The sequence below is a fragment of the Streptomyces davaonensis JCM 4913 genome (assembly GCF_000349325.1).
GTDB classification, from domain to species: Bacteria; Actinomycetota; Actinomycetes; order Streptomycetales; family Streptomycetaceae; genus Streptomyces; species Streptomyces davaonensis.
The window spans coordinates 5,434,751-5,447,883 of record NC_020504.1; the positions used below are offsets into that span (position 1 = coordinate 5,434,751).

A 13,133-nucleotide genomic window follows, 5' to 3' on the forward strand; every position below is an offset into this window, starting at 1 on the left:
CGGGGTCGTCCCCGGACCCCTGATCTGCACCCTTTATGTAAGTCAATCAACTGACTTAAGGTTGCCTCGGTCAAGCTCTTCTGTGCCGACGAGGCCCTTTCCATGTCCGACACCCTTGCTCAGCCCGCCTCCGAGACGGCCGCCGCGAACAGCCTCAACACCCTGATGCGGTCCATCGGCACCTCCTCGGCGAGCGCCGTCGCCGGTGTCGTCCTCGCCCAGATGACCACCGACTTCTGTGGCTACGCCCTGCCCTCCGAGGGCGGCTTCAAGGTGGTCCTGGCCGTCGGCGCCGGAGCGGCCCTCCTCGCCTTCGCGGTAGCCTCCTTCATCCCGCGCCGGAGCCCGGCCCCCACTCCGGCCGCAGCGGGCGAAGGCACCTCGGCACCGGCCGAGGCGGCCGCCAAGTCCTGAGCGTCCGGCCTCGGTTCGGCCCGCTGATCGTCCTCCCGCGACGGTCGGCGGGCCGTTGTCATTGCGCCCAGTAGTCGCGCTCCGGCAACTCGACCCAGTGGTCCGGCGGGCCGAGGACCGCGCGGGCGTCGGTCGGGCGCAGACCGGCGTACGCGAGGCAGTAGGCGACCGCGTTGCTGGTGTAGACGTACGAGAACAGGACATCGTCGGGGCTGTCCTCCGGGTTGGGCCCGCCGCCCGGGTGCAGGTCCCAGCCCTCGCCCTCGCCGTCGCGGCAGACGCACCCCTGGTTGCCGCTCTTGGGGTTGGCGTACAGGCCGTAGGCCAGGGTGCCCTCGGACAGCTGCCGCATGACGACCGGCTGCTGGGGTGCGTATCCCCACGGCTGGGAGACGACACAGCCGCCCGGCACGGTCGTCACGCCGACGATGCGCAGGCTCTCGTCCATGTCGAAGTCGAGCGGGTCCGCCAGCAGTTCGTCCAGGAACTCCGGGTCCGCAGGGGTCGCCGACAGCCGCCGTATCGCCTCCTCGGCGTCGATCCCGGCGACGCAGGCCAGCCCCAGGCCGTCGTAGTAGAACTCCCCGAGGGCCGATATCAGCCGTCGGCCCTCCTCCGCCACGGCGCGCTCGGCGTCCGTCAGCGCGCCCCGAACATCGGGGAACAGGTCCGGTTCGGGTCCTGCGAGGCTGAGCCGGGCCGGTGTCCAGCCGCCGTACCCGACCCACTCCGGGTCCGCCCCGGCGGCGAGCAGGGCACGCGCATGTTCCGTACGGCGGCCGACGACCGCCTCCCACAGCGCGGTCACCCCATGCTCCAGCGCGTCCACGTCGGCCACCCGCCCGGCCAGCTCCGCTACGACCTCCGGGGAACCGAAATCCACCGCCCGGTGCAGCGGCCGGGACTCCCCGACGCCCCACCGCTCCGGATCGGCGCCCGCGTCGAGGCGGCGCCGTACGTCGTCGATGTCCTGCCAGCCCTCGTAGCTCATGCCGTCCCAGCCATGCGCCGTCCGCCCTGTCACGGTGCCCCCTTCGGTCCAGGTACGGACACCCTCGCAGACACCACTGACAGTCGGCCCTCACTCAGCAGGCGACGGGGACGGAAGACTCCTGAGGCCGAAGGCGTACGTCGTCACGAAGCCCACCGCGTAGCCCGTCAGCAGGCCGCCGGCGTAGATGGCGGCCGTCCACCACAGGCCGCCGTTCCCCGCGAGCAGCGGGAACAGGGCCCAGCCGGACGGGCCGATCGCCGTCGCGCCGACCTGGTCGCCCAGCATCGCGAAGCCGCCCACGAAGGCGCCGCCCGCAGCGCCGCCCACACAGGCCGTCAGGAAGGGGCGGCCCAGGGGGAGGGAGACGCCGTAGATCAGCGGCTCGCCCACTCCCAGCAGCCCGGCCGGGAGCGCGGACCTGATCGTCGTACGCAACGAGGTGTCGTGGCGCAGCCGGACGTACACCGCCAGCGCCGCGCCCACCTGGCCCGCGCCCGCCATCGCGAGGATGGGGAGCAGGACGGTGTGGCCCTGCTGTTCGATCAAGGTGGTGTGGATGGGGATCAGGGCCTGGTGCAGGCCCAGCATCACCAGGGGGAGGAAGAGCCCGCCGAGGACGAGGCCCGCGAAGGCGCCGGTCGTGGAGAGCAGCCAGTTCGCTGCGGTGCCGATGGCGGCGGAGATCTCACCGGCCGCGTACATCAGGCCGTAGAGCGTGGCGAGGCCCGCGATCAGGACGGTGAGCGTGGGGGTCAGCAGGACGTCCAGCGTGCCCGGCATCCGGCGGCGGCAGTACTTCTCCACGTACGTCCCCAGCAGCGCCGCCGTCAGTGCGCCGAGCACCCCGCCCTGGCCGGGGGCGAGGGTCACCCCGAACGCCGTCACCTTCGCCACCCCCGGATACACCACGACCGCCGCGACGGCCCCGCCCAGCACGGGGGTGCCGCCGAACTCCTTGGCCGTGTTGTGGCCGACGAACACCGCGATCAGGGACATGAAGGCGGCGGCGAGGGTGGTGAGGGCGGGGGTCAGGCCGGGGAGCCATCCGAGGTTCAGCAGCAGGCCGTTGACCCCGGCCAGGATGCCGCAGCCGATCAGGGCCGGGATGAGCGGTACGAAGATGTTGGCGAGGCGGCGCAGGAGCAGCTTGCCCGGGGTGGCGTTGCGCGCCTTGCGGGCCGCCTTCAACTCGGCGCCCTTCACCGTCAGTTGCCCCGCCGACGTCAGCAGCGCCTCGAAGTCCGATGTCACGCGTGCGACCACCCCCGGCCCCAGCACGATCTGATACGTGTCGTCGTCGACCACCCCGAGCACCCCGGGCACCGCCCGCAGCGCCTCCTCGTCCACGAGGGAGCGGTCGGCCAGGCCCAGGCGCAGCCGGGTCATGCAATGCGCGACGGAGGTGATGTTCGCGGGGCCGCCGACCAGGGGGAGGATCGCGGCCGCGGTGTCGTACGAGGTGGTCACTCCCCGAGCGTGCGGTCAGCCGCCCGCCGCCGCCAGCGCGGCGCGCAGATGGCCGCCGGACTCCTCCAGAAGGCGGGCGGCCGTCGGGCCGTCGACACCGGTGACGATCACCAGGATGGCGTTCTTCACCTCGCCGTCCGTGGCCGCGAGCGCCCGCTCGATCTCCTCGTCGTCCGCGCCCGTGGCCAGCGCCACGATCCGGCGGGAGCGGGCCCGCAGCTTCTCGTTGGAGGCGCGGACGTCGACCATCAGGTTCCCGTAGGTCTTCCCGAGCCGGATCATCGTGATCGTCGAGATCATGTTGAGCACCAGCTTCTGCGCCGTGCCGGACTTCAGCCGGGTGGAGCCGGTGAGCAGTTCGGGGCCGACCACGATCTCGATGCCGTGCTCGGCGGCGGCCGCGAGGGCGCTGCCCGCGTTGCAGGCCAGGCCGATGGTCAACGCGCCCTGCGCGCGGGCGTGTTCGACCGCCCCGATCGCGTACGGCGTACGGCCGGAGGCGGAGACGCCGACCACGGTGTCCAGCGGGGTGAGCTTGAGCTCGTCGAGGTCGGCGCGGGCCAGCTCCTTGGAGTCCTCGGCGCTCTCGACGGAGGTCACCATGGCCGCAGGGCCGCCCGCGATCAGCCCGACGACCTGCGTCGGGTCGGTGTTGAAGGTGGGCGGGCACTCGGAGGCGTCGAGCACCCCGAGCCGCCCCGCGGTGCCCGCGCCCGCGTACACGAGCCGCCCGTCGCGCGCCATGCGCTCCGCCACGGCGTCGATCGCGGCGGCGATCACCGGCAGCCGCTCGGCCACGGCGGACGGTACGGAGCTGTCCTCGCCGTTCATCAGGCGGGCCAGGTCGAGAGTGGGCAGCCGGTCGATGTCGGCGCGGTCGGGCCGGAACGCCTCGGTGGTGAGGGACTCCAACTCGGCGCGCAGATCACGGGGGTCGGACGTGGAGGTCATGAGCTCATTCCCCGTACGGGTGTCATGTCACTGGTCTCTATCGCCGGTGCCGGTGGGCCAGGGCCTCGTAGGACGCCGACAGGGCGGGTGCCGCGGACTCGTAGGTGCGCTGGGCGACGCCCACGAACAGACAGTCCACGACGAGCAGTTGGCCGGTCCGGGACGACATGGCCGCGGGGCGCAGCTCGCTCTCGCGGGCGGTGGACGTGGTCAGTACGTGGTCGGCGTACTGGGCGATGGGCCCGTCCGGCCGTCCGGTGACGGCCACGGTGGTGGCGCCGTGCTCGAAGGCCACCCGCAGCGGCTCGATCACGTCCCCGGTCGAGCCGGAGTGGGTGATCGCGATGGCCACGTCGCCGCCGCGCAGCTGCACGGCGTTGGTCACGGCGAGGTGCGGGTCGCTGTGCGCGTGGGCTATCAGCCCTATGCGCAGCAGCTTCTGGGTGAGGTCCTGGGCGACCAGGCCGGACGCGCCGACGCCGTACACATCGACCCTGCGGGCGCCCGCGAGCGCGGTGACGGCGGCGCCGAGCTGGGCGGTGTCGAGTCCGGCGGCGGTGTCGGCGAGGGTCTGCTGCTCGTCGTAGGCGAGTTTGGCGACGACGTCGGCGATCGGGTCGTCGACCGCGATGTCGGTGGTGATGGCGGGCGCGCGGCCGGACTGCTGCTGGGCGGCGAGTCCGGCGAGGGCGAGCCTGAGGTCGCGGTAGCCGGGGTAGCCGAGCAGGCGGGCGGTGCGTACGACGGTCGCCTCGCTGGTGCCGGTCAGTTCGGCGAGCCCGGTGACGGTGAGCGCCGCGCAGCCGGCCGGGTCACCGGCCACGGCCTCGGCGACGCGCTGCATGGACCGGGTCATGGACGGTGCCAGCGTGCGCACCTTCGCCGCGAGGGCGGCGGGGGCGGGAGGCGGGCCGCCGGGGTGCGCGAAAGTTTCCTTCATTTGCTGGGTCACGGTTGAAAGATATTTTCGCTTCGGGGTTGTGGTCAAGAGTGCGCACAATGGGGGCATGGATCCCTCCGGCCTCCCCATCAGCCCCCTGGAGCAGGCGTTGCACGCGGCGCGCGCCCTCGTGCTCGCCGATCTCGTCGCCGGCCAGGTCGCCGAGGCGGACGTGGTGTCGCTGGTCGAGGAGTCCGTCGTGCAGCGGCGGTGGTGGGTGGAGCAGTGGCCGGAAGGTGTCTCCTACGTCGCTGGTCTGATCGCGCAGGACGTCCAGGACGCCCTGCTGGAGCGGTACGGCCGCTGGCCGCTGTGCCCGGTCTGCGGCTCCGGCGACCCGCACGCGCTGGACGTGGAACCGGAGCTGGGCCCCGATCCGCACTGGGTCTGCCACCAGGCGGGCGTGAAGGTGGCGTCGGTGGGCTCCCTGGGCAGGGCGACGGGCTCGGCCTCGTGACGGTGTACATCGACCCTCCCACCTGGCCGGGGCACGGCCGGATGTGGTCCCACCTGATCAGCGACGTCTCTTTCGCCGAGCTGCATGAGTTCGCCGGGCGGCTGGGTGTGCCGCAGCGCGCGTTCGAGCGGGACCACTACGACATACCCTCCCACCGGTATGCGGATGTGGTGGCCGCGGGGGCGGTCGAGGTGAGCAGCCGGGAGGTCGTACGGCTGTTGACGGCAACGGGGTTGAGGCGGCCGAAGGGCCGCGCCTAAGCGGTCCGCACGTACACGTGCAGCGGGCCGTCCGACTCCCGTCGCTCGCCCATCGCCCGCTCCTCTTCCACGGTCGCCCTGGCGAAGCCCGCCCTGTTCACCACTGCCTGTGACTTCAGGTTGTCGTGGTCGATCGTCGCGAACAGGGTCCGTACGTCGTCCCTGGCCAGCGCCCACTCGGACAGTGCGCGGAGCGCCTCCGTGAGGTAGCCGTTGCCGCGGGCCGACTCCGCCAGGTCGTAGCCGATCTCGACGCGGCCGTCCTCGTCGGGGGCGCCGTGGAAGCCGAGGGCGCCCACCGCGCGGTCGTCCTCGTGGCGGACCAGGACGAAGACGCCGAACTCGGGGCGGTGCACGCCCGCTTCGTATGCCTTGAGCAGCATCCCGGAGGCCTCACGGGTGCCGTCGTAGGGGCCGTCGGTGACCCAGTCGAAGCCGCCGTCGCCGCCCGCGGCGAGGTCGGCGGCGGCCGCGGGGGTCAGGCTCTCCAGGGCGAGGCGCTCGGCGGGGATGACCAGGGGGTTGATCCAGTACCAGTTGGTGACCGGCGCCCGGCCGGGCAGTTCGCCGCGGCCGGTGGCCCACAGCAGGGTGCTCCAGGGGGTGGGTCCGGGCTGGATGTGCGGCAGGAGCCGGGTCAGGGCGAACTCGGCCAGCTCGGTGGGGGGTTCGTAGCTCAGGCCGAGCGCCTCGGCGATGTCGTACGTGTGCAGCAGCACCTCGCCGACACCCAGGGCGGCGAAGCCCTCGGGGTTCGCGGTGAAGAAGGGGCGGGGGTGGTGGGCGCGTATGTGGCGGGGGGTGGTGTTGATGGTGGCGGTGAGCAGGGTGCCGGTGGTCTCGATGATCTGGAGGATGCCCTCGTTGCCCGCGTTGTCGTCGGGGGCGATCTTCAGGGGGACGTGGCTGGTGCTGCCCCGCCCGGCCAGCCGGCTCGCGTAGACGATGAGGTCGTAGGCGATGTGCAGGGCCGCTTCCCGGCAACTCCACTGCGAGCGCGCGGCCTTGACCGCGTCCCAGTCCCTGTCGGTCGCCGTCCGCAGCAGGGCCACCGAGCCCGCCACCGCCTCCGCCACGCGTTCCCCGCCCATGTGTCGCATGGGGGCAGGTTATGCGGACGGGGTAGATGGCAGCGACAGCATTTCCAGTTCGGACGTGAGGTTGTAACGGGCCGTGGCCTCCCACTTCTCGCTGCCGTACGGCGTCCTGAACAGCCGGGGCAGATCCAGGAGTTGGCGCAGAATCGCGGCCCGGCCCGCGCGGAAGGCGTCGCTCGGGACGAAGTGGTACTCCTCGCGGACGGCGGCGGTGTAGGCGGCGTACGCGGAGGGCGACGCGGCCAGGATCGCGAGGTCGGCGTCGCACAGGACTTGCCCGTCGCGGTCGCTGTCGGCGGGGTCATGGGTGACGGTGAGCCGGACCAGCCGTACCACCTGCACGACCTTCTCCTCCGGAACCCCGGCCTCGGCGAGGGCCCGCTCGGCGAGCCGCGCGGACCGCTCCTCGTTCTCGGAGCGGTCCGGGAGGTAGACGGCGTCATGGAACCAGGCGGCCAGGCGTACCACGTCCGGGTCGTCGGCGTACTCCTGGAGCTCGTCGATCCGGTCGAGGACCGCGGTCAGGTGCTCGACCGTGTGGTACCGCCGCTGCGGCTCCCGCCAGCGGTCGAGCAGGTTCTCGGCATACGCCGCGGCGTCGGGCCCGCCGGGGTCTCGGGCGCCGTCGAGGGCGTGGACGAAACGGGAGCGCAGTGCATCGAGATCGGCCATGCGCCCATTGTCCCCGCCCGTCGCGTTCGCCCACGGCCTAGCGTGGAGCCATGACTGACGTACGCGTACGGGATCCGGAACTGCCGGGACATCTGCTGACGGTTGAGCGGGACGCGCTGGTGCCGCTGCTGCGGGGGCGCTCCGAGGGGGACTTCGGGGTGGCGGTGGAGGCGTGTCCGGGCTGGTCGGTGCGGGATGTGCTGGCGCACTGTTCGGCCGCGCTGTTGCGGGTGGTGGAGAGGCGGCTCGAGGAGGGGGTGTTCTCGCCCGAGTCCAATGACCGGGACATCGCCGAGCGGGCCGAGTGGCCGGTCGGGCGGATCGTCGACGAGCTGGAACGCGGGATGACCGAGGCCGGTCCGGTGCTGGCGAAGGGGCGCGGGGTGCTGGACGCGGTCGCGCTCGGGGAGTGGGTGCACGCCGGGGACGTGCGGGAGGCGTGGGGCGAGCCGGAGGCGTACAGAGGGCCCGGTCTGCCGTACGCGCTTCCGCTGCTGGCCTTCGTGACCCGTTCCCGAGGGCACCTGGCTCTTCACGCAGACCTGGATGACGTTGACGAGCCGCTGCGTCTCGGGGCCGATTCCGGGGATCGGACCCCGGCCCGCTTCATCGGGGACGCGGCGACTCTCGTACGGCTGTACTCCGGGCGGCGGCTCGCGAGCGGGGTGTCGTACGAGCTGGCCGGGGCGGATGTGGGGGAGCTGAACATCTTCGGGTGAGGGGTGCCTGGGGGCCTCCAGATCATGAGGGCCGGTGTAGCAGGCGTAGTCTTGGACAGAATTGGACTAGACCTGTAGAGCTTTGATCTGTAGAGCTGTAGCCGACCTCTGGTCGCAGACGAATGGGGCCCCATGAGCAAGCGTGCAGTCCTGGAGGTGATCGCCCTCGACGCCGAGGACGCGACCGCCGCCCAGGCCGGAGGCGCGGACCGCCTCGAACTGGTCACCGAGATCGCGGCCGACGGACTGACTCCGTCGGCCGCGACCGTGGCCGGGATCCGTGCCGCGGTGGACATCCCGGCGCGGGTGATGTTGCGGCTGGCGGACGGGTTCGAGGCCGGGGACGTGGACCGGCTGGTGGCGGCCGCGGAAGAGATGCGGGGGGCTGGGGCGGAGGAGTTCGTGCTCGGGTTCCTGGACGCGGAGGGGGCGGTGGACCTGGACGCGGTGGAGCGAGTTGTGGGCGCCCTTGCCGGTGCCTCTTGGACCTTCCACCGGGCGATCGACCGAGCGGCGGACCGCGACGCGCTGCGCAAGTCGCTGGACGGCCTCCCTGGCCTGGACGCGTACCTCACGGCGGGCTCGTCGACGGGAGTGGACGAGGGCCTGCCGACCCTGCTCGCGGAGGCGGCGCGGGGCGGCGAACCCGGCTACGAGCCCCAGATCCTGGTAGGCGGCGGCCTGCGCCTGGACCACGTCCCCTACCTGCTGTCAGCAGGCATCGACGCCTTCCACATCGGCGGCGCGGCCCGGCCGGGGGGCTGGTCCGCGCCGGTGTCGGAGGCGGCGGTGGCGGAGTGGCGGCGCGTGCTGGACGGCGGCTGACCGTCCATTGGGGCTGAGGTGGGGTGGGTGCGCTCACCCGCGCTAGCGGGGTGCCTCCCCCAGAGGGGGGACCCCCAGCCCACCCGTGCCGCCCCAGCGGCACGACTGCCCGCAGCTACGGCGGTTCGGCAGGACCGGCTTTCGTCAGGACGTCAGCTGCTCCGGCAGCGGTGCTCCATGCGTCACGATCAACCCCGACACCGCTCGGGTCAGGGTGACGTACAGGCGGCGCAGGCCCGTGCGTTCGTCCGGTTCGGCGTCGATGACCGCCTGGGGTTCGTCCAGGACCACGTAGTCGTACTCCAGGCCCTTCGCCAGGGATGCCGGGACCAGGGTCAGGCGGGTTTCCGCGGTGGTCTCCTCGCCGGGGGAGAGGCAGCCGATGCCCGCCTCCGTCAGAGCCTCCGCCAGCGTGGGGATCTTCGCGTCCGCCGCGATCAGGCCCGTGGAGCCCTCGTTGCGCAGCAGCTCCTCGCATGCCTGGACCACATCCGCCGTCCCCGACACCGGCCGCACCTCGAACGTGCCGGGGTTCTCGCGCACCGACTCCACCGGCGTCAGGTCCGGTGCGATGTGCGGGAGCAGCCGGGACGCGTAGGTGATGACGTCGGTCGGGACGCGGAAGCCCGCCGTCAGCTCCTCCACCACGCCGTCCGACTTGCCGAGGTGGGACAGCGCCTCCGCCCAACTCCGCGTCGCCCACGGCGTCGTACCCTGCGCCAGATCTCCCAGCACCGTCGCCGAACCCGTCGTACAGCGCCGCCCCACCGCCCGGTACTGCATCGGCGACAGATCCTGCGCCTCGTCCAGCACCACGTGCCCCAAGGACTGCGTCCGCTGGATCAGATCCGTCGCCTCGTCGATGAGCACCGCGTCCGCCGCCGACCACTTCGCCGACTTCACCGACCGCACCGGCCTTGCCCACAGGATCGTCTTCCGCTCGTCCTCGCTCAGCACGCCCTCCGCGTGCTCGGCGAGATACTCCGCGTCCGTCAGCAGCCGCAGCACCAGCTTCGCCGGTTCCACCGCCGGCCAGATCGCCTTCACGGCCGCCTTCACGGCAGTGTTCCGCGCCACCGCGTCCTGCACCCGGTCGTCCGGCGCCTCACCCGAACGCTCCATCTGCACCAGCACCGCATGCGCGATCCGCTGCGGAAGAGCCTCCCGGGCGGCGCCGTAACGGATCTCGCGGTCCAGCAACTCCCGCACGATGTCCGTGAGTTCGTACGACGGCACCCGCCACCGACGCGACCCGCGCACCACTACGACCGGCTCCGTCGGCAGCGTCACATGCGCGTACAGCGCCCGCCGCAACACCTCCGCCATCCGAGCGTCGCCCTTGACGATCGCCGCCGCCGCGTCATCGGTACCGCGCACCTCCACGTGCCCGACCAGGTCGTCGACCGTGGCCTGCCGCACCGCCAGCTCGCCGAGCGCGGGCAGGACCTGCTCGATGTAGTGCAGGAAGGACCGGTTCGGCCCGATGACCAGCGTCCCGGTCCGGGCGAGCCGCTCGCGATGGGCGTACAGCAGATACGCCACCCGGTGCAGGCCCACCGCCGTCTTCCCGGTCCCCGGACCTCCCTGCACACACACCGTGCCGCCCAGCCCGGACCGTACGATCTCGTCCTGCTCGGGCTGGATCGTGGCGACGATGTCCCGCATCGGGCCCACACGCGGCCGCTCGATCTCCTGCTGGAGCAGCTTGCTCGTCCGCGCCGCCTCCGCCGGGTCCGAGAGGTGCTCGTCCTCGTACGCCGTCAGATCCCCGCCGGTGTAGCCGAACCGCCGGCGCAGGCCCACGTCCTGCGGGTCCTTCTTGGACGCCCGGTAGAACGGCTGCGACACCGGCGCCCGCCAGTCGATCACCATCGGATCGCCGACCGCGTCGTGCACATGCCGACGCCCGATGTAGAAGCGCTCCCCTTCGGCACCCTCGGACCGCTCCGCGCCGGGCGCGTGCAGATAGTCGAGGCGGCCGAAGAACAGCGGGGTGTCGCTCAGATCGGCCAGAGCCTTGATCCGCTCGTCGATCTGGTGGGCCAGCACCTCGGCGTTGACCCAGTTCGCGGTGACGTCCTTGATGTCGAGTGCCTCCACGTCCTCGCGCATGGCACGCAGCGCGGCACGGGAGGAGGCGAGGTGGGAACGCTCCCGGGAGAGGGGATCGTCGGCGGACGTGGACAAGGGGGTGCCTCCGGTTGGCCTACGTGTCGGGCGCGCGCGGTCCGGCGCTGCGAGAAGCCGTCCGGTTTCCGTCCGGACGACGGCGCTCCGTGAAGGGAGGCGGGCAAGAGCGGAGATTCTAGGTGAGCCGGGGAGGAAGAAGCCAACGGTTTTAGCCGACCCTCGTCATCCCCTAGGGGACGAGCCCCTCCTCCCCGGGGGGTACGCGTCGGCCCACAGACGTACGACGGCCTCCCGCCGATTCGCCCAGGGGACCGATGCCCTCCTTACCCCCCGCGAGCAACCATGGAGACATGAGTGCAGCAACCATCACCCCAGCTCCCGGCCGCCCCCCGGCCTCCGGAGCCAGTCCGGTCCTCGGCAGCCACCACCACCGCATCGGCGACGCCCTGCGAGCCGTGAAGGTCTTCGTGGGCGCCGCCTTCGACGTGGTCATCCTCGGCGAGTACGGCGAGGAAGCCGGCGTCCGCCGCAAGTAGCTCCCCAGGGCCTGCTTTAGCCCTCCGCCAGCAGCTCGTCCGCGTCGACGATCCGGTACGCGTAGCCCTGCTCGGCGAGGAACCGCTGACGGTGGGCGGCGAAGTCCTGGTCGATCGTGTCGCGGGCGACGACCGAGTAGAAGTGCGCCTGATGCCCGTCGGCCTTCGGCCGCAGTACCCGGCCGAGCCGCTGAGCCTCCTCCTGCCGCGACCCGAAGGTGCCCGAGACCTGGATGGCGACCGTGGCCTCCGGCAGGTCGATCGAGAAGTTCGCCACCTTGGACACCACCAGCACGCTGATCTCGCCCTCCCGGAAGGCGTCGAAGAGCTTCTCGCGCTGGGCGTTGGACGTCTCGCCCTTGATGACCGGGGCGTTCAGATGCTCCCCGAGTTCGTCGAGCTGGTCGATGTACTGGCCGATCACCAGGATCTGCTGTCCCGCGAACCGCCGTACCAGCGCCTCCGTCACCTTCCGCTTGGTCGCGGTCGTGGCGCAGAAGCGGTACTTCTCCTCCTGCTCGGCGGTCGCGTAGGCGAGCCGCTCGGAGTCCGTGAGGTTCACCCGCACCTCGACACAGTCCGCGGGCGCGATGTAGCCCTGCGCCTCGATCTCCTTCCACGGAGCGTCGAACCGCTTCGGGCCGATGAGCGAGAACACGTCCGACTCACGCCCGTCCTCCCGCACCAGCGTCGCCGTCAGCCCCAGCCGCCGCCGCGCCTGAAGATCCGCCGTGAACTTGAAGACCGGCGCGGGCAGCAGATGCACCTCGTCGTAGACGATCAGACCCCAGTCCCGGGAGTCGAACAGCTCAAGGTGCGGGTAGACGCCCTTACGCCGCGTCGTCAGCACCTGATACGTGGCGATGGTGACCGGCCGGATCTCCTTCCTCGTCCCGCTGTACTCACCGATCTCGTCCTCGGTCAGCGAGGTCCGCTTCACCAGCTCGTGCTTCCACTGCCGGGCGGAGACGGTGTTGGTGACGAGGATCAGGGTGGTCGACTTGGCCTGCGCCATGGACCCGGCGCCGACGAGGGTCTTCCCCGCGCCACAGGGCAGGACGACCACTCCGCTCCCGCCGTGCCAGAAGTTCTCCACGGCCTGCTTCTGGTACGGGCGCAGCGCCCAGCCGTCCTCGGCCAGCTCGATGGGATGCGCCTCGCCGTCGACGTACCCGGCGAGGTCCTCGGCCGGCCAGCCCAGCTTCAGCAGCGTCTGCTTGATCTGCCCGCGCTCGGAGGGATGGACGACGACCGTGTCCGGGTCGAGCCGGGCCCCGACCAGCGGCGCGATCCGCTTGGACCGCAGCACCTCCTCCAGCACCGGCCGGTCGGTGGTGGTGAGGACGAGCCCGTGCGCGGGGTGCTTGGAGAGCGTCAGCCTGCCGTACCGGTCCATGGTCTCGGCGACGTCGACGAGCAGCGCGTGCGGCACCGGGTACCGGCTGAACTGCACGAGCGCGTCCACGACCTGCTCGGCGTCATGCCCGGCGGCACGCGCGTTCCACAGCCCGAGCGGGGTCACCCGGTAGGTGTGGATGTGCTCCGGCGCCCGCTCCAGCTCGGCGAACGGCGCGATGGCCCGACGGCATGCGTCGGCCTGCTCGTGGTCGACTTCCAGGAGCAGGGTCTTGTCGGACTGGACGATCAACGGTCCGTTCACGTACGCATCCC

The 13,133-nt window shown here is 71.8% G+C and carries 13 protein-coding genes and 1 pseudogene; 6 read left to right on the forward strand and 8 right to left on the reverse strand.

Annotated elements, in window-relative coordinates; all coding sequences use genetic code 11:
- Positions 1-117 precede the first annotated feature (117 nt).
- Positions 118-414 (forward strand): annotated as a pseudogene (locus BN159_RS24130) (MFS transporter); the annotation flags it as partial.
- Between the two features lie 58 nt (positions 415-472).
- Here the strand turns inward: BN159_RS24130 and BN159_RS24135 are convergent.
- Genes BN159_RS24135 through BN159_RS24150 form a run of 4 tightly spaced genes read right to left on the reverse strand, consistent with a single transcriptional unit; the run spans position 473 to position 4,778 of the window.
- A complete protein-coding gene (locus BN159_RS24135; RefSeq protein ID WP_015659610.1) occupies positions 473-1,438 on the reverse strand; it encodes an ankyrin repeat domain-containing protein in 966 nt (321 codons plus the stop codon).
- A gap of 57 nt (positions 1,439-1,495) precedes the next feature.
- A complete protein-coding gene (locus BN159_RS24140; RefSeq protein ID WP_015659611.1) occupies positions 1,496-2,875 on the reverse strand; it encodes a PTS transporter subunit EIIC in 1,380 nt (459 codons plus the stop codon).
- 15 nt (positions 2,876-2,890) lie between these two features.
- Entirely contained in the window at positions 2,891-3,826 is a 936-nt protein-coding gene (gene murQ, locus BN159_RS24145) for an N-acetylmuramic acid 6-phosphate etherase (protein WP_015659612.1), read from the reverse strand.
- Positions 3,827-3,863: 37 nt separating this feature from the next.
- Positions 3,864-4,778 (reverse strand): MurR/RpiR family transcriptional regulator, encoded by a 915-nt coding sequence (locus BN159_RS24150; protein WP_041819776.1) that lies wholly within the window; start codon positions 4,776-4,778, stop codon positions 3,864-3,866.
- Between the two features lie 55 nt (positions 4,779-4,833).
- Here BN159_RS24150 and BN159_RS24155 point away from each other — a divergent pair, with 55 nt between their 5' ends.
- Entirely contained in the window at positions 4,834-5,223 is a 390-nt protein-coding gene (locus tag BN159_RS24155) for a hypothetical protein (protein ID WP_015659614.1), read from the forward strand.
- Complete coding sequence (locus BN159_RS24160) at positions 5,220-5,483, forward strand: DUF4031 domain-containing protein (protein WP_015659615.1); 264 nt, start codon at positions 5,220-5,222, stop codon at positions 5,481-5,483. The genes BN159_RS24155 and BN159_RS24160 overlap by 4 nt, the downstream gene beginning before the upstream one ends.
- Here the strand turns inward: BN159_RS24160 and BN159_RS24165 are convergent.
- Both BN159_RS24165 and BN159_RS24170 read right to left on the reverse strand, forming a co-directional pair.
- Positions 5,480-6,574 (reverse strand): GNAT family N-acetyltransferase, encoded by a 1,095-nt coding sequence (locus BN159_RS24165; RefSeq protein ID WP_015659616.1) that lies wholly within the window; start codon positions 6,572-6,574, stop codon positions 5,480-5,482. The genes BN159_RS24160 and BN159_RS24165 overlap by 4 nt on opposite strands.
- 18 nt (positions 6,575-6,592) lie before the next feature.
- A complete protein-coding gene (locus tag BN159_RS24170; protein WP_015659617.1) occupies positions 6,593-7,252 on the reverse strand; it encodes an HD domain-containing protein in 660 nt (219 codons plus the stop codon).
- Positions 7,253-7,302: 50 nt separating this feature from the next.
- Between BN159_RS24170 and BN159_RS24175 the strand changes: the two genes are divergently transcribed.
- Positions 7,303-7,971, forward strand: coding sequence for a maleylpyruvate isomerase family mycothiol-dependent enzyme (locus BN159_RS24175; RefSeq protein WP_015659618.1), 669 nt, complete (start codon positions 7,303-7,305; stop codon positions 7,969-7,971).
- A gap of 132 nt (positions 7,972-8,103) precedes the next feature.
- Positions 8,104-8,796, forward strand: a complete 693-nt coding sequence (locus BN159_RS24180; RefSeq protein WP_015659619.1) for a copper homeostasis protein CutC — start codon at positions 8,104-8,106, stop codon at positions 8,794-8,796.
- A gap of 144 nt (positions 8,797-8,940) precedes the next feature.
- Here the strand turns inward: BN159_RS24180 and BN159_RS24185 are convergent, their stop codons facing one another.
- Positions 8,941-10,983, reverse strand: a complete 2,043-nt coding sequence (locus BN159_RS24185; RefSeq protein WP_015659620.1) for a HelD family protein — start codon at positions 10,981-10,983, stop codon at positions 8,941-8,943.
- Between the two features lie 293 nt (positions 10,984-11,276).
- On the opposite strand from BN159_RS24185, the gene BN159_RS24190 reads away from it, so the two are divergent.
- Complete coding sequence (locus BN159_RS24190) at positions 11,277-11,462, forward strand: hypothetical protein (RefSeq protein WP_041819777.1); 186 nt, start codon at positions 11,277-11,279, stop codon at positions 11,460-11,462.
- A 16-nt stretch (positions 11,463-11,478) separates the two neighbouring features.
- On the opposite strand, the gene BN159_RS24195 is transcribed toward BN159_RS24190, so the two are convergent.
- Positions 11,479-13,122, reverse strand: a complete 1,644-nt coding sequence (locus BN159_RS24195; protein ID WP_015659622.1) for a DNA repair helicase XPB — start codon at positions 13,120-13,122, stop codon at positions 11,479-11,481.
- Positions 13,123-13,133: the final 11 nt, after the last annotated feature.